The sequence below is a fragment of the Streptomyces sp. NPDC001568 genome, from assembly GCF_042893755.1.
Classification (GTDB): domain Bacteria; phylum Actinomycetota; class Actinomycetes; order Streptomycetales; family Streptomycetaceae; genus Streptomyces.
On sequence record NZ_JBIAVF010000030.1, the window covers coordinates 50,695 to 67,483 of the forward strand.

9 protein-coding genes are annotated in these 16,789 nt (G+C 72.6%); 1 reads left to right on the forward strand and 8 read right to left on the reverse strand.

The window, feature by feature from the left end:
• The first annotated feature begins 86 nt into the window (after nucleotides 1–86).
• Complete coding sequence (locus ACFY0I_RS37615) at nucleotides 87–2,054, forward strand: ABC1 kinase family protein (protein WP_388904168.1); 1,968 nt, start codon at nucleotides 87–89, stop codon at nucleotides 2,052–2,054.
• Nucleotides 2,055–2,135: 81 nt separating this feature from the next.
• Here ACFY0I_RS37615 and ACFY0I_RS37620 read toward each other — a convergent pair whose 3' ends face one another.
• The 8 genes from ACFY0I_RS37620 to ACFY0I_RS37655 form a co-directional block, all read right to left on the reverse strand.
• Nucleotides 2,136–3,389, reverse strand: a complete 1,254-nt coding sequence (locus ACFY0I_RS37620) for a cytochrome P450 (RefSeq protein WP_388904169.1) — start codon at nucleotides 3,387–3,389, stop codon at nucleotides 2,136–2,138.
• 39 nt (nucleotides 3,390–3,428) lie between these two features.
• Nucleotides 3,429–3,983, reverse strand: a complete 555-nt coding sequence (locus tag ACFY0I_RS37625; protein WP_388904171.1) for a hypothetical protein — start codon at nucleotides 3,981–3,983, stop codon at nucleotides 3,429–3,431.
• Between the two features lie 5 nt (nucleotides 3,984–3,988).
• Nucleotides 3,989–4,528 (reverse strand): DUF3995 domain-containing protein, encoded by a 540-nt coding sequence (locus ACFY0I_RS37630; protein WP_388904172.1) that lies wholly within the window; start codon nucleotides 4,526–4,528, stop codon nucleotides 3,989–3,991.
• Nucleotides 4,529–4,552: 24 nt separating this feature from the next.
• Nucleotides 4,553–5,428 carry a tryptophan 2,3-dioxygenase family protein gene (locus tag ACFY0I_RS37635; protein ID WP_388904173.1) on the reverse strand — a complete coding sequence of 292 codons (876 nt, stop codon included), beginning with the start codon at nucleotides 5,426–5,428 and terminating at the stop codon, nucleotides 4,553–4,555.
• Nucleotides 5,429–5,455: 27 nt separating this feature from the next.
• A complete protein-coding gene (locus tag ACFY0I_RS37640) occupies nucleotides 5,456–6,253 on the reverse strand; it encodes an ABC transporter permease (protein ID WP_362881540.1) in 798 nt (265 codons plus the stop codon).
• Nucleotides 6,250–7,215: an ATP-binding cassette domain-containing protein gene (locus ACFY0I_RS37645; protein ID WP_388904174.1), complete on the reverse strand. Its 966-nt coding sequence runs from the start codon at nucleotides 7,213–7,215 to the stop codon at nucleotides 6,250–6,252. The genes ACFY0I_RS37640 and ACFY0I_RS37645 overlap by 4 nt, the downstream gene beginning before the upstream one ends.
• Before the next feature lie 2 nt (nucleotides 7,216–7,217).
• Entirely contained in the window at nucleotides 7,218–14,261 is a 7,044-nt protein-coding gene (locus ACFY0I_RS37650) for an amino acid adenylation domain-containing protein (protein ID WP_388904175.1), read from the reverse strand.
• Nucleotides 14,258–16,789: condensation domain-containing protein (locus ACFY0I_RS37655; RefSeq protein ID WP_388904176.1), on the reverse strand; the 2,532-nt coding region annotated here is incomplete at its 5' end. The genes ACFY0I_RS37655 and ACFY0I_RS37650, both read right to left, overlap by 4 nt.

Sequence of the window (16,789 nt, forward strand, 5' to 3'; positions counted from 1 at the left end):
CGTATCCACCGTGTGACCTGTGCGAGAGGAGGGCGCCGCCCGGTCCGTGCTTCCCGAGGGGGGCGCGGGCCGGGCGGCGCACGCCCATGGAGCTGACCGTTTTCCTGTTCATCGCCACCATCACCCTCGTCCTGACCGTGGCGCTGCTCGCGGTCGGCGCCCGCCGCCTCCTGGGCCTGCGGATCGGCAAGGTGCGGGCGGCACTCACCGGACTGGTCGCCATGGGAGCCGGCGGCCTGATCGGAGCCGCGATGGGCGAAGCCCGTCGCGGCGCCCTCGTTTCCGTGCACATCGGTCTGACCGTGCTGGTCGCGGTGGTCTTCCTCGCCCTTTCCGAGATGGTGGTGCCCTCCGGGTCGCTGTCGGAGGTGGTGCGCTGGCCGCAGGCCCTGCGCCGACGGGTCGCCCGGACCCGCCGGTACACCCAGCTGAGCCGGATCGCCGTACGCCACGGCCTGGGCGGGGCGCTGCGCGGCCGGGGGCGGAGCGGGCCGGAGGCGACGGCCGACCGGGAGCAGCTGGCGGCCGGCGTACGGCTGGCCCTGGAGGAGGCCGGCGCCACCTTCGTCAAGCTCGGCCAGGTGCTGTCCACCCGCTACGACCTGCTGCCGAGCGAGTTCGTGGAGGAGTTGACGAAGCTCCAGCACCAGGTGGCCGCGGATTCCTGGGACGAGGTGGAACGCGTGCTGACGCAGGAACTCGGCAAGGAACCGGAGGTGTTCTTCGCCGAGTTCGATCGCGAGCCGCTCGCCGCGGGTTCGATCGCCCAGGTGCACCGCGCCCGGCTGACCAGCGGCGAGAAGGTGGTGGTCAAGGTGCAGCGGCCCGGCGCCCGGCCCGTCGTCGACCGGGATCTGGACATCCTGTTCCGGATGAGCCGCAAGTTCGAGGAGCACACCTCCTGGGGCCGGGACCTCGGTGCGGTCGACCTCGCCGTGGGCTTCGCCAACTCCCTCAACGAGGAGTTGGACTTCCGGATCGAGGCCCGCAACATGGCCACCATCAGGGCCGCGAACGAGCGTCCCGACATGGCGTCCACGGTCCGCATGCCCTTGGTGCACGAGGAGCTGTGCACCCGCCGGATCCTGGTCCTGGAGTGCCTTGACGGCGTACCGCTGAACGCGGCCGGGGCGGTGATCGACGAGCGCGGGCTGGACCGTACGGAGATGGCCCGGCAGCTGCTGGAGTGCGTACTGGAGCAGATCATGATCGGCGGGGTGTTCCACGCCGACCCGCACCCCGGCAACATCATGCTGCTGGACGACGGCAAGCTGGGCCTGCTCGACTTCGGGTCGGTGGGGCGCATCGACCGGGTGCTGCGTGCCGCGCTGCGCAACCTGCTGCTGGCCATCCACCGCAGCGACCCGGTGGCGCTGTCCGACGCGCTGCTGGAGCTGGTCGACCGGCGCGAGGACATCGACGAGATGCGGCTGGAGCGGGCGCTCGGCCGGTTCATGGCCCGGCACCTGACGCCGGGGGTGCGGCCCGACCGGGAGATGTTCGCGGACCTGTTCCTGCTGGTGGCCCGGCACGGGTTGACGGTGCCTCCGGAGATCGCCGCGACCTTCCGGGCGCTCGCCACCCTGGAGGGGGCGATGGAGCAGTTGGTCCCGGGTTTCGACATCGTCGCGGAGGCCAGGGAGTTCGCCGCGGGGCAGCTGGAGCGCAAGCTGACCCCGAGCTCGATCGGCCAGGTCCTCTCGGAGGAGGCGCTCGCGCTCGCGCCGATGCTGCGCCGGCTGCCGCGCCGGTTGGAGCGGATCACGAACGCGCTGGAGCACGGCCGGTTGGGGGTGCAGGTCAGGCTGCTCGCCGACGAGCGGGACCGGCGGTTCGTGCGCTCCCTCGTGCACGACGTGCTGCTGGCGTTCCTGGGCGGGGTGACGGGGCTGATCGGCGTCCTGCTGCTGGACACGGACCACGGGCCGCCGCTGAACGACTCCCTGACGCTGTTCCAGCTGATCGGCTACAACCTGCTGGTGGTCAGTTGCGTGCTGGTGATCCGGGTGGTGTTCGGCATCTTCAAGGCCCAGCGGCGGCTTCCCGGCAGGTGACCGGCGGCAAGGGGGCGGGGTGGGGCCGGGGTGTGGACCCCGGCCCCTTCGTTCTGTGCGCCGCCCGTCCGGTGCGCGTTCTCAGGTCGCCCGGAAGGCGACGGGCAGACTGCTGTGCCCGTGGAGGAAGTTGGAGTACACCCGGCGGGCCTCGCCGCGGGACTCGATCGAGGCGACCATGTCGCGCAGGGCCGACAGCAGGGCCTTCAGTTCCTCGCGCCCCAGGAACGCGCCCAGGCAGAAGTGCGGGCCGAAACCGAAGGTCACGTGCTTGTTGGGGGTGCGGGCCAGGTCGTAGCGGCGGGGGTCGGCGAAGACGTTCTCGTCGAAGTTGGCGGAGGTGTTCCACAGGGTGACGATGTCGCCGGCCGCGATGGTGTGGCCGTCGATCTCCACGTCCACCAGGGCGCGGCGGCCGAAGTGCATGGCCGGGGTGGTCCAGCGCAGCACCTCCTCGGTGGCGCTCTCGACGCTCACCCCGCCGGCCTTGAAGACCTCCCACTGGCCGGGGTGTTCGATGAAGGCGAGCACCGCGCCGATGGAGGCCATGCGGCTGGATTCGTCGCCGCCGATGATCAGGCTGTAGCAGTTGAAGATGATCTCTTCCTCGCTGAGGGGACGCCCCTCCACCTCACCCGTCGCCAGCGCGCTGATGACGTCGTCGCCGGGGTTGCGGCGGCGGGCGCGGGCCAGGTCGGAGAAGTACAGCAGGATCTCGTTGCGCGCCAACCACGCCTCGTCGGCGGTGCCGTCGCTGCTGTCGGCGCTGAGCACCTGCTTGTTCCAGTCCAGCAGCCGCTGGCGGTCCTGCGGCGGTACGGCCATCAGGTCGCAGATGGTGCCCATCGGGATGTGCTCGGCGATGGCCTCGGCGTAGTCGAAGTCGCCGCGGTCGACGACCTGGGAGAGCAGGTCGCGGGTGCGGGTGTTGACCTGCTCGACCACGTGGCGCAGGGCCCGCGGGGAGAAGGACTTCAGCATCAGGTTCCGGATGGCGCGGTGGCGGGCGCCGTCGCTGACGGCGAGCATCTTGCCGGCCGCCGAGTCTCCGCCCTGGAGCAGGGTGGAGAGGACGTTGCCGCGCTCGGAGGTGAAGTGGGTGGTGTCCTTGTAGACGGCCATCACGTCGTGGTGGCGGGTGAGCGCCCAGAAGCCGGGCAGGCCCGCGGTGGCACGGTGGTGGTGGACGGGCCGCTCGGTGCGGAACCGCTGCCACAGGTCGTGGATCGCGGCGGGGTCCTCGGTGACGAACGTCCGGGGGTCCGTGAGGTCGACGGCGTCGAGGTCGCCGTGGACACCGGGGCCGGTCCCGATGGTCTCGGTCGTAGTGGTCATGTCCGCTCTCAGTTCGGTCCGTGCGCGACGCGCACGCGGTCAGGGGGTCCGGTCCGACGGGGATTCGGCGCGGCGGCGGATGCCGTGCAGCCACTCGCGGCGGATCAGGCCGCCGGGCAGCCGGATCAGCGTCCAGTAGCGGGCGAAGCTGCGCCGGGTCGCCTCGTCGGTGCTGAGCACGCGCGTCTCGGTGATCAGCCGGCCGTTGTCGTAACGGAAGTTGAAGGCGACCTTGTAGTGGCCGGGGCGCTCGAAGGCGGCGAAGGACTCGCCGGCCGGTTCGGCCAGTTCGGCGGGCCCCTTGGGCTCACGGACGGACACGGCGGCGCCGACGACCAGTTCGCCGGGGCCGCGGTGCAGTTCGGTGAAGCCGCCGCCGGTCATGGAGCCGAGGAAGGGCTCCTGGGCCTTGTCGCGTTTGGTGCCGAGGGAGCCGACCACCATCATCGCGTGGAAGAGGGGGACGTCGCGCCAGCGGGTCTCGTCCACGGCCCGCAGCACGCTCTCGCGCGGTGCGCGCACCGCGACGGAGTGCCGCTCGTGATGGTCGTAGCGCGGCAGCAGCCGCTCCAGTGCCGTGGTCTCGGTCTTCATGTCGGTCAGGCCTCCTCGGGCCGGGGCGGGCGGGTGCGCCGCTGGAAGGCCACGGCGAGTGCGGTGAACAGCAGGCCGCCGAGCATCCAGTAGGGCTCGTAGAGCAGGACGGCGAAGCGGTCCATGCCCTCCAGCGGCCCACTGCGCCTGCCGGCCAGGTAGACCGCGAGGTCGACCATGGCGGGCAGGGCGTGGAAGACCATCAGCAGGGCGCAGCCCCAGGCCCCGAACAGGACCAGCTTGCGCGGGAAGAACAGGCCCCAGCGCTGGACCAGGGCGAGGGCGAGGGCGGCTCCGCCGAGGTTCATCGGGATGGCGATCAGGTCGATGATGAACAGGGGCTTGTTGTCGACGAGGGACTCGCCCGGCGGCAGCCCGTAGGTACCGCCCAGGGCCCAGTAGGCGTGGAAGGCCGCGAAGAGGACCATCCAGACGCATGCGGCGGCGCCCGTCGCTCTCTGCCGGGCCGTGGCTGCGGGGTGGAGGTCGGCGCGGGCCGCCAGGCGGCTCGTCCTACGGCTGGCGTCGGCGGGTGCGGTGCGCATGCGGTTCCTATCGCGGTAGGGGTGTCAGGAGGAGGGGTCCGGGCCGTAGCCCATCGGGCATCCGTAGACGACGTCGCCGTCGCCCTCGGCTGTGGTCTCCCCCGTGGGCGCCGCGTGAACCTGGCTCCGCGCCTCGTGCAGTTCGGGGAAGAACCATTTGTCCAAAGTGGTGCGCAGGAACTCCGATCCGGCGCTGCCTCCGCTGCCGGGGCGGGTTCCCAGCGCCCGTACCACCAGCATCCAGTGCTGGTAGCGCCACTGGTGGAACAGGGCGTCGTAGGCGAGGAGGTCCTCGGCCGTGTCGCGCAGTTCCTCGTCGGGCGCGCCCGGCGCGAACAGCTTCTCGACGCTCAGGCCGCGACGCTCCAGCAGGGCGTGGAAGGCGTCGTTGAGGGAGGGCTCGTGGAAGCGGCGCAGCAGCCGTTCCCGTTCGTCCACGGTGGCGCCCGGCAGGTTCAGGTAGCGGCGGTCGCGCAGGCCGGAAAGCATTTCGAGCTCGCGGAACTGTACGGACTGGAAGCCGCTGGACTCCCCCAGCGCGCCGCGGAACTCGTTGAAGCCGGCCGGGGTCATGGTGGCGAGCACGTCGAGGTGGCCGAGCCACAGGGAGTTCATCCGGGTCAGCCGGCGCAGACCCCAGCGGGCCCGGCTGAGCAGGTCCTGGTCCAGGCAGGCGCGGACCTGCTCCAGTTCGTGCAGGGCGCAGGAGAACCACAGTTCTATCGCCTGGTGGGTGACGATGAACAGCAGTTCGTCGTGGGCGTCGGTGCGTGGGCGCTGGAGTTCCAGCAGGCCGGGCACCTCCAGGTAGGTGCCGTAACTGAGCGGCTGGGGCGTGACGTCGGCGGCGGGGGCCGGGACGGCGGTGGCGGTGAGCGGCTCGGCGATCGTGTCGGTCATGACGTGGTGTTCCCCCTAGGTGGAGCGTCAGCGTGCGACGGCGGTGCGGTACTTGCGGGTCGCCAGCGGTGCCGCGACGGCCAGCAGCAGCGCCATCCAGATCAGGCTGAGCGCGATGGGATGGTCGTTCGGGAATGAGTGGCCCGCGGTCGCGGCCGGGTTGCCCCACAGTTCGCGGCAGGCGCCGACCACGGAGCTCAGCGGGTTCCACTCGGCCGCCACGCGGAGCCACTCGGGCAGCCCGGTGAGCGGGATGAAGGCGTTGGACAGGAACATCACCGGCATCAGCAGCAGCGCGGGCACGGACGAGGCCGTCGACGGGTCGCCCACGGACAGTCCGATCAGCGCACCGAGCCAGGCGACGGTGAAGCCGAAGAGCAGCAGGATCCCGAAGCCGGCCGCGACGCTCAGCGGGCCGGTATGGGTGCGCCAACCGATGGCGAGGCCGACGAGGGCCATCGCCAGGCAGCTGATCGCCCGCAGTGCGGTGTCGCCGACGGTGCGCCCGATGAGTACGGCGGCACCCGACATGGGCAGGGACCGGAACCGGTCGACGAGGCCGTTGCGCAGGTCCTCCACGGCGCCGACCGAGGTGTCCGGTACGGCGGTCAGGACGCTCTGGACGAAGATGCCGGCCATGATGAACTCGGCGTAGCCGCCGTCCGGAACCTCGATGACGCTGCCGAACAGCACGCCGAAGAGCAGGACGAACACCATGGGCAGCAGGACCGCGTTGACCAGCCGGCCGGGGGCCCGTCGCAGGTGCCGCAGGTGCCGTTCGACGCAGACCGCGCCGTCCTGGACCGCTTCGACCGCCGCGCTCATGCCGCGCTCCGTTCCGTGTTCTTGGTGCCGGCGTGGCCGGTGAGGTGGAGGAAGACGTCGTCCAGGGAGGGCCGGCGGACGGCGAAGTCGACCACCTCGACGCCGGCGGCCCGCAGGGCCAGCGCCGCTTCCGCGATGTCCTCCATGCCGGTGGCCAACTGCACCGACAGGCTTCGGCCGTCGTCGTCCGCGACCGGCGCGACGCCGACCGCGCGGGTGAGCGCGGCGGCGGCCGCGGGCCGCTGGGAGGGGTCGGCGAGGCCCACGTCGAGGCGTTCGCCGCCGACCTTGTTCTTCAGCTCGTCGGCGGTTCCCTCGGCGATGACCTGCCCGTTGTCCACGACCGCGATCCGGTCGGCGAGTTGGTCGGCCTCTTCCAGGTACTGGGTCGTCAGCAGGACGGTGACGCCCGCGTCGACCTGCTCGCGGATCATCGCCCACAGGGCGATCCGGCTGGCCGGGTCGAGCCCGGTGGTCGGCTCGTCGAGGAAGAGCACGGCCGGATCGCCGATCAGGCTGACGGCCAGGTCGAGCCGGCGGCGCATGCCGCCGGAGTACGTGCCCGCCGGTCGGTCGGCCGCCTCCACCAGGTCGAACTTCTCGAGCAGTTCCCGGGCCCGCGCCTGGGCGGCTGCCCTGGACAGCCGCAGCAGCATGCCCACCATCCGGAGGTTCTCCCGGCCGGTGAGCTGCTCGTCGACCGCCGCGTACTGGCCGGTGAGACCGATCGCCCGCTGCACCCGGCGACGGTCGCGGACCACGTCGAACCCGGCGACCCTCGCCGTGCCCGCGTCCGGTTCCAGCAGCGTCGCCAGGATGCGGACGGTCGTCGTCTTGCCCGCGCCGTTCGGGCCGAGCACCCCGAGCACCGAGCCCGCGGGGACGGCGAGGTCGACACCGCGCAGCGCCTCGTGGGCGCCGTACCGCTTGCGGAGTCCCTCCGCCTGGATTGCCAGCTCCACTGTCAACTCCTCTTTTCCCCGCGGATGCGGTCCGCGAGCCGCCGGCCGATCTGCGTGACCGGTTCGGGCCGGGTCATGTCTTCATGGGCGCAGGCGATGTCGTGCACGTCGATCCGCCCGTCGACGTGGGGCTCCCACGAGGCGACCGACGGCGCGTCCTCGCCCCGGCCCTCGGTGGCGAAGAAGTACAGGACGTCGCCCCGGAAGCGGCCGAACCCCGCGGTGTCCGCCTGGAGCCGGCCGTTGTTGGCGGCGACCCGCTCGACGGCCGCCAGGTGCCGTTCCTGAAGGCCCGCGAACCCGTCACCGCCGCCCCGCAGGGCCTCGGCCAGCTCGCGGCGGAACTCCTCGCCGTCGTGGTCGGCCTGCCGCGTGCCGCTCGCGTAGGCGTCGAGCATGGCCAGGAGGGCGACCTCGTGGCCCTGTTCCTGAAGCCGGGTGGCGATGAGGTGGGCGACCACGCCGCCGAAGGACCAGCCGAGGAGGTGGTAGGGGCCGGACGGCTGGACCTCGAGGATCCGCGCGACGTAGTCCTCGGCCATCTCGGCCGAGGTGGCGGGGAGTTCGTCCTCGCCGGTCAGGCCGCGGGCCTGGAGCGCCCAGACGGGGCGGTCCGGCTCCAGCGCCGGGACGAGGCCGGAGTACACCCAGCCGATGCCCAGGCCCGGGTGGACGCAGAACAGCGGGGGCAGCGAGCCCTGCGGGCGCAGCGGCAACAGCACTTCCAGCGCGTCGTCGACGGTGTCGGTACCGAGCCGCTCGGCGAGCCGGGCGACGGTGGGCGCCTCGAACATGCTGCGGACGGTGAGTTCGGCGCCGCAGGTCTCCCTGATCCGGCCCGCGAGCCGCATGATCAGCAGCGAGTGGCCGCCCAGGTGGAAGAAGTCGTCGTCGATGCCGACCCGCTCCAGGCCCAGGACCTCGGCGAAGAGCGCGCACAGCAGCTCCTCGCGCGGGGTGCGCGGGGCCCGGTCCGAGACCCCGGCCGCGAGGTCCGGGGCGGGCAGGGCCTTGCGGTCGAGCTTGCCGTTGGTGGTCACCGGCAGGGCGTCGAGGGCGAGGAAGGCCGCCGGCACCATGTGCTCGGGCAGCAGCTGCCCGAGGTACGCGCGCAGCTCGTCGGCGCCCGGCGCCGCCGTCCCCGGCTCGGGAACGACGTACGCGGCGAGCGCACGGTCGCCGGGGCGGTCCTCGCGGGCCAGGACCGCGGCGTTCGAGACGGCCGGGTGGCGGGTCAGTGCCGCCTCGATCTCGCCGAGTTCGATGCGGAAGCCGCGGATCTTGACCTGGTCATCGGTACGACCCAGGTACTCCAACACCCCGCCCGCGGTCCAACGCGCCAGGTCCCCGGTCCGGTACATCCGCGAGCCCGCCGGACCGTACGGATCCGCGATGAACCGCTCCGCGCTCAGGCCCGGCCGCCCCAGATAACCACGGGCCAACTGCACCCCCGCCAGGTACAACTCACCCGACACGCCCGGGGCGACCGGGCGCAGGGCCGCGTCCAGGACGTACGTACGAGTGTTCCGAACGGGACGGCCGATGGGTACGGGGCCGGCGCCCCCGGCGCATTCCCAGGCGGTGACGTCGACGGAGGCTTCGGTGGGGCCGTAGAGGTTGTGCAGGCCGACGTCCGGCAGCAGACGCGCGAACTGGTTCTGAAGCTCCTCGGGCAGTGCCTCGCCGCTGCACACGACCCGGCGCAGCACGGTGCACGCCGAAGCGGCGGGCTCCTGGAGGAACACCTGCAACATGGACGGCACGAAATGCACGGTCGTGACCCGCTCCGCACGGATCAACCCCGCCAGATACACCGGATCCCGATGCCCCTCCGGACGCGCCACCACCAACGTCGCACCACTGACCAACGGCCAGAAGAACTCCCACACCGACACGTCGAACCCCGACGGCGTCTTCTGCAACACCCGATCATCACCGGCCAACCCGAACCGGTCCTGCATCCACACCAACCGGTTCACGATCCCCCGATGGGAAACCACCACCCCCTTGGGACGACCCGTCGAACCCGACGTGTAGATGACGTACGCCGGATGGTCGGCGGCAGGTGCCGCGGCCCCGGCGGCCTCGGCGGGAACCGACGCGGCCAGGTCCGCCCCGTCGACGAGCAGGTGGGGCACGGCCGGGTCGGCCGGGAGCCGGGGCGCGGTCGCCGCGGTCGTCAGCAGGAGGGTCGGGGCGGCGTCCGCCAGCATGAACGCGATGCGGTCGGCCGGGTGGTCGGGGTCCACCGGGAGGTAGGCCCCGCCCGCCTTGAGGACGGCCAGCAGCGAGACCACCAGCTCGACCGAGCGCGGCACGGCCAGCGCCACCACGCTCTCCGGCCCGACGCCCCGGGCGCGCAGGACGTTTGCGAGGCGGTCGGCGCGGGCGTGCAGCTCGGCGTAGGTCAGGGAGCTGCCCTCGAAGCGCAGGGCCTCGGCGTCCGGGGTGCGCGCCGCCTGCCCGGCCAGCAGCTCCGTCAGGGTGGTGTCGGGCACGGGCTCGGCCGTGGCGTTCCATCCGTGCAGGACCTGCTGCCGCTCGGCGGGCTCCAGCACGTCGGCCCGGCCGATCGGCTCGTCCGGACGGTCGGTGACCGCGGTGAGCAGTCGCACCAGCCGTTCCAGCAGGAGCTCGACCGTGGCCCGGTCGTAGAGGTCGGTGTTGTACTGCAGGACGCCGTCGATGCCGGCGGGCGAGCCCGCGGCGTCGAACCGTTCGCCCAGGTGTCCTTCCAGGTCGAACTTGGCGACGTGGTTGTCCGCGGCGTGGGCGCTCGCGGCCAGCCCGGGCATCCGCAGTTCGGCCTCGGTGTTGTTGTGCACCGACAGCAGGACCTGGAAGAGGGGGTGCCGGGCCAGCGACCGCGTCGGGTTGAGCACCTCGACCAGCCGCTCGAACGGCATGTCCTGGTGGCCGTACGCGGCGAGGTCGGTCTCCCGCACCCGGGCCACCAGCTCGCGGAACGTGGGGTCGCCGGAGGTGTCGGTGCGCAGGACCAGGGTGTTGACGAAGAACCCGACGAGGTCGTCGAGCGCGTCGTCGGTGCGGCCCGCCACGGGGGTGCCGATCGGGATGTCGCTGCCCGCGCCGAGCGCGCCGAACAGGGCGGCGAAACCGGCCTGGAGGACCATGAACATGCTGGCCCGGCCGTCGTGGGCGAGGCGCGCCAGGCGGGCGTGCAGCCGGGCGTCCAGGGAGAAGGTCACGCCCGCTCCGCTGTTGCCGAGGACCGCGGGGCGGGGCCGGTCGGTGGGCAGGTCCAGTTGCTCGGGCAGGCCGTCCAGGGTGCGGCGCCAGTAGTCGAGCTGCTGGGCCGCGACGCTGCGCCCGTCGTTCTCGTCGCCGAGGACCTCGCGCTGCCACAGCGCGTAGTCGGCGTACTGCACCGGCAGCGGGGTGAAGGCCGGTGCCCGGCCGGCGGTCCGGGCCTCGTAGGCGGTGGCCAGGTCGCGGGCGAACGGGGCCATCGACCAGCCGTCGGTGGCGATGTGGTGGATCACCAGGAGCATCACGTGTTCCTGCGGGGCCACGGTGAACAGCTCGGCGCGCAGCGGGAGGTCCACCGCGAGGTCGAAGCCGCGGCCGGCCCGTGCGTCCAGCAGGGCGGGGAGCCGGTCCTCGGTGGTCGTGGTGAAGGCGAACGCGACGGGGGCGGCTGCGGCGGGCAGCACCTGCTGGCGGGGCTCGCCGTCGGGCGCGGGGAAGACGGTGCGGAGGCTCTCGTGGCGGGCGACCACGTCGGCGAGGGCGGCGTCGAGGGCCGTGTGGTCGACGGTGCCCCGGAGCCGGACCGCGAGCGGGATGTTGTAGGTGGCGCCGGGGCCCTCCATCCGGCCCAGGAACCAGAGCCGGCGCTGGGCGAAGGACAGGGGCACTGTTTCGGGCCGGGTACCCGCGCGCAGCGGGGGCCGGGCCCCGCCCGCGGCGGCGACGCGCCGGCCGAGCTCGGCCGGGGTGGGTGCCTCGAACAGGGAACGGATGGCGAGTTCGACGCCGAGGTCGGAGCGGATCCTGCTGACCAGGCGGGTGGCGAGCAGCGAGTGGCCGCCGAGGGTGAAGAAGCTGTCGTCGACGCCGATGTGCTCGATCCCCAGGACTTCGGCGAAGAGCGCGACCAGCGCTTCCTCCTCGGGGGTCTCGGGGGCCCGTCCGGTGGTGGACCCGGCCAGCTCGGGTGCGGGCAGCGCCTTGCGGTCCACCTTGCCGTTGGGGGTGAGCGGGAACTCGTCGAGGACGACGGTCGCGGCGGGGACCATGAACTCGGGCAGCGAGGCGGCGATGTGCGCGCGCAGCGTGTCCGGGTCGGCCGGCCGGTCCTCGGCGGCGATCACGTACGCCACGACGCGCTTGTCGCCCGGCTCGTCCTCGCGCACGATCACCGCGGCGTGGCGGACGCTGTCGTGGCCGGTGAGCACCGACTCGATCTCGCCGAGCTCGATCCGGAAGCCGCGGACCTTGACCTGGTGGTCGGCGCGGCCCGCGAACTCCAGGCGGCCATCGGCGCGCCACCTCCCGAGGTCGCCGGAGCGGTAGAGGCGGGTTCCGGCCGCGCCGAAGGGGTTGGCGACGAACCGCTCCGCGGTCAGCCCGGGCCGCTTGAGGTAGCCGCGGGCGAGGCCCGTTCCGGCGATGTACATCTCGCCGACGGCGCCGGGCGGGACCGGGCGCAGCCAGCGGTCCAGTACGTACACCTGCGAGTTGACGAAGGGGCTGCCGATCGGCGGGGTGCCGCCGACGCCGAGCGGGCCGCTCATGGTGGCGCCGACGGTGGTCTCGGTGGGGCCGTAGCCGTTGAGCAGTCGGCGGCCGGGCGCCCAGCGGGCGACGAGCTCGGGGGTGCAGGCGTCGCCGGTGGAGACGAGGGTGGCGCCGGCGAGGACGTCCGGGCCGGCGGGCAGTGAGGCGAGGGCCACCGGCGGCAGGGTGGCGTGGGTGACGCGGTGCCGGCGGACGAGGTCGGCCAGGGGGTCGCCGGGCAGCAGGTCGTCGGCGGGGCCGAGGACGAGGGCGGCGCCCGAGAGCAGGCCCATGGAGATGTCCCAGAAGCCGGCGTCGAAGCTGACCGAGGCGAACTGCAGCACCCGGCTGCCGGGGCCGGCCTGGACGGCGTCGGCCTGCGTCGCGACGAGGCTGGCGAGGCCGTGGTGCGGGACGACGACGCCCTTGGGGCGCCCCGTGGATCCCGAGGTGTAGATGATGTACATGGGGTGGGTGCTGGTCAGCGGTGCGACGCGGTCGGCGTCCGTGATGTCGGCGCTGTCGTACGCGCCGAGCGCGCGGGCGGTCTCCGGGGCGTCGAGCACCAGCTGCGGGGTGTCCCCGGCGGCGTCGCCGAGCAGCCGGGAGGTGGCCCCGGTGGTGATCAGCAGGCTGGGCCGGGCGTCCTCCACCATGAACGCGAGCCGGTCGACCGGATACTCGGGGTCGAGCGGGAGGTAACCCGCGCCCGCCTTGAGCACCGCCCACAGAGCGATGATCAGCTCCACCGAGCGGGGCACGGACACGGCGACGAACTGTTCGGGTCCGACGCCCTCGTCGATCAGCCGGCGGGCCAGGCGGTTGGCGCGGGAGTCGAGCTCGGCGTACGTGAGGGTGGTGTCCCGGAAGAGCAGCGCGGGGGCGTCGGGGTGCTCGGTGACACGGGCGGCGAACAGCTCCGGGAGGGTCCGCGGGGTGATGTCGCGGGCGCTGTCGTTCCAGTCGCCGAGGATGCGCCGGCGCTCGGCCGGGGTGAGGACGTCGACGCGGCCGACGGGCTGCTCGGGGTCGGCGACGACGGCCGTCAGCAGGCGTACGAGACGGTCGAGGACGGCCCTGGCGGCCTGCTCGTCGAACAGATCGGGGGCGTAGCACAGGCGCAGGTGCAGGTCGTCGCCCATCAGGCCGGCCGCCAGGTTGAGCGGGTAGTGCGCGCCGTCGCGGCCGTCGACGCCGCTGAACCGGACTCCGTCGACGACGAGTTCCTCGGTGGTCGGGTCGACGGGGTAGTTCTGGTAGACGAGGGTCGTGTCGAACAGCTCCTGGTGGCCGGAGAGCTGCTGGACGTCGGTCAGCCGGACGTGCTGGTGGGCCAGCAGCTCGGACTGCTCGTCCTGGAGCCGGGTGAGGGCGGCCAGCAGCGTCTCCTGCGGCCGGAACCGGACGCGGACCGGGAGGGTGTTGATGAACAGGCCGACCATGGTGTCCACGCCGGGTATCTCCGGCGGGCGGCCCGAGACGATGGCGCCGAAGACGACGTCGTCGCGGCCGGTGAGGGTGGACAGCAGCAGGCCCCAGACGCCCTGGACGACGGTGTTGACGGTCAGCGAGCGGCTGCGGGCCAGCGCCAGCAGGCCGCTGGTGATCTCCACCGGCACCTCGTGCCGGAGCCAGCCTGGTCGCACCAGGCCGCGGCCGCGGTCGACCGGGGAGACCAGGGTCGGCTCGTCGATGTCGGCCAGCGCCGACTGCCAGGCCTCGCGGGCCGTGTTCGCGTCCTGGGCGGCGATCCAGGCGAGGTAGTCGCGGTACGGGGTGACCGGGCGCAGCACGACCGGGTCGCCCTTGCTCCCGTACAGCTCGAACAGCTCGCGCACCAGGACGGGCACCGACCAGCCGTCCATGAGGATGTGGTGCTTGGTCAGCATCAGCCGGAACCGGTCCGGGCCGAGGCGGAAGACGGTGAACCTCAGCAGCGGCGGGCGGGTCAGGTCGAAGCCGCGGGCCCGGTCCTCGTCGGCGTGCCGGGCGAGTTCGGCCTGCCGCTTGTCCTCGTCCAGGGCGCTGAGGTCGATCTGTTCCCAGGGCACGGTGACGCGGCTGTGGACCAGTTGGACGGGCTCGGTGGAGCTGTCGTGGCGGAATCCGACGCGCAGGTTGGCGTGCCGCTTCAGGAGCGAGCGCGCCGCGAGTCGCAGTGCGCGGCTGTCGAGCGGGCCCTCCAGGTCGAGGAGGAGTTGGTGGACGTAGAGGTCCGGCCCCTCCTCGTCGTACAGCGCCTGGAAGAGCATGCCTTCCTGCAGGGGTGACAGCGGAAGGACGTCCTCGATCGTGGACCTGCTCACTTGGCCATCTCCCATTCGTCGGTGAAGTCGTCCTCGTCCTCGTCGTCCCAGTCGTCCGGGGCGACCGGCCCGATGCCCGAGGTGAAGGCGTCGAGCTCGTCCTGGCTGAGCCGGACCAGCGAGAGGTCCGACGGGGTGAGCCCACCGATGCCGGCGTGCGCGGCGTGCGCGGCCAGCGCCCGCACGGCGCGTGAGAAGCACGCGGTCAGTTCCTTGACGTCCTGTTCGCGCAGCAGGGTCTGCGGCCAGGACCAGACGAGCAGCAGGCGCGGCCCGTCGGGATGGTCCTCGGTCATCGCGTTGACGGCGAGGGCGTGGGTCAGCGGGGTCTGCGGGTCGGGCCGGCCGCCTTCGAGGTCGGCGCCGCCGACCATGTCGGCGTCGGCGACCGGTGTCCAGGGCGCGCTCGCGCCGTTGCCGGCCGGGGCCGACCTGCCCAGGTAGTTGAAGCTGATCTGCGGTCCGGGCAGGTCCCGCAGGACCTCCCGGGTGTCGTGGTTGAGGTGGCGCAGCAATCCGTGGCCGAGACCGTGGTCGGGCAGGGCCCGCAGTTGTTCCTTGACCGCCTTGAGGGCTTCGCCGACGGCGTCCCCGCCACGGTCGAGTTCGGCCGGGTCGCGCGGGCCGGGGTCGATCCGGACCGGGTGGAGGCTGGTGAACCAGCCGACGGTGCGGGAGAGGTCCACGCCTTCGATGACGTCCGCGCGGCCGTGTCCTTCGAGGTCGACCAGGACGGCGCTCTCGTCCTCCTCCCCCCTGCCCGCCCGCCAGTCGGCGACGGCGAGGGCGAGCGCGGTGAGCAGGACGTCGTTGATGCCGGCGTGATAGGCGGCGGGCAGCGAGGTCAGCAGCGGGGCGACGTGCTCGGGCTCCTCGTTCGTGGTCAGGAACCGCATGGTGGCGAACACGTCCTGGCCCGGGTCGAGCGGACGATCGCCGAGCAGTGCGTCCGGTTCCTCCAGTACCGCCTCCCAGAGCGGGAGTTCGGCAACCCGTTCGGGCTTGTGGGCGAGTTCCACCAGGTGCTCGGCCCAGCGCCGGAACGAGGTGCCGGTCGGCTGGAGCGCCGGCTCGCGGCCCTCGGCGAGGGCGTCGCAGGCGGCCGCGAGGTCGGGGATCAGGACCTGCCAGGACACGTTGTCGACGACCAGGTGGTGGGCGACGAGGAGCAGCCGGCCGGGTGCGTCGGTTCCGGCGTCGAACCAGACGGCTTGGAGCATCACTCCGGCGTCGGGGTCGATGCGGCCCCAGGCGGCTTCGCTCTGCGCGGAGGTCAGGGTGCGCAGGGCGAGGGCGTCGAGTCCGGCGGCGTCCACCCGCAGTACCCGCCCGGTCGCGTCGACGGTGCCCCGCTCGGGCACCTCGAACCGCCAGCTGCCGGTGTCCCGGACCAGTCGGGCGCGCAGGGCGTCGTGGTGGTCCAGCAGGGTCTGGAGGGCGGCGGTGAGCCGGTCCTCGGTGAGGCCGGCGGGCGCCTGGAGGAGCGTGGACTGGTTGAACCGGCCGATGGGTCCGCCGCGTTCGCGGAGCCAGTGCATGGTCGGGGTGAGCGGTACCTCGCCGATGCCGAGGTCGGGGCCTTCGCCGACGACCTGGTCCAGGCTGCCGGAGGCGGCCGCGAGGGCGGCGATGTTCTTGTGCTCGAACACCTGGCGCGGGGTGATGACCAGTCCGGCTCGGCGGGCGCGGCTGACGAGCTGGATGGACATGATGCTGTCGCCACCGAGGTCGAAGAAACTGTCGTCGATCCCGACGGAGGTCAGCCCGAGGAGTTCCTTGAAGATGGCCCCGAGGGCCTCCTCCCTCTCCGTGCGGGCCTGACGGCCACCCGAGGTCGACACCGACAGGTCGGGCGCCGGCAGTGCTTTGCGGTCCAGCTTCCCGTTCGGGGTCTGCGCGAACTCCGCCAACACCACGATCGACGCCGGAACCATGTAGTCGGGCAGCGCCTCGGCGACGTACGCGCGCAACTCCGCCGGATCGACGTCGTGCCCACCACGCGGAACGACGTAACCGACGAGCTGTCTCACCCCCGGGACGTCCTCACGGACCATCAGCGCCACCTGACCGACGCTCCCGTGCCGCGCCAACCGCGCCTCGACCTCACCCAGCTCGATACGGAACCCGCGGATCTTGACCTGGTCGTCGGCCCGGGCCACGTACTCCAACTGCCCGTCCGCCCGCCACCGCACCAGATCCCCGGTCCGGTACATCCGCTCCCCGACCGCACCGAACGGAGCCGCCACGAACCGCTCCGCGGTCAACCCCGGACGACCGAGATACCCGCGGGCCAGGCTCGCGCCGGCGAGGTACAGCTCGCCGATGACACCGGGCGGTACGGGTCGCAGGCGGGCGTCGAGGACGTAGAGCCGGCTGTTGATGACCGGGCTGCCGATCGGCACCACGGGGTCCGCCGCGGTGAGCGGACGGCTCATGGACGCGCAGACGGTGGTTTCGGTGGGCCCGTACGCGTTGAACAGATCACGACCGGCCGACCAACGCGCCACCACCTCACCCGACAACGCCTC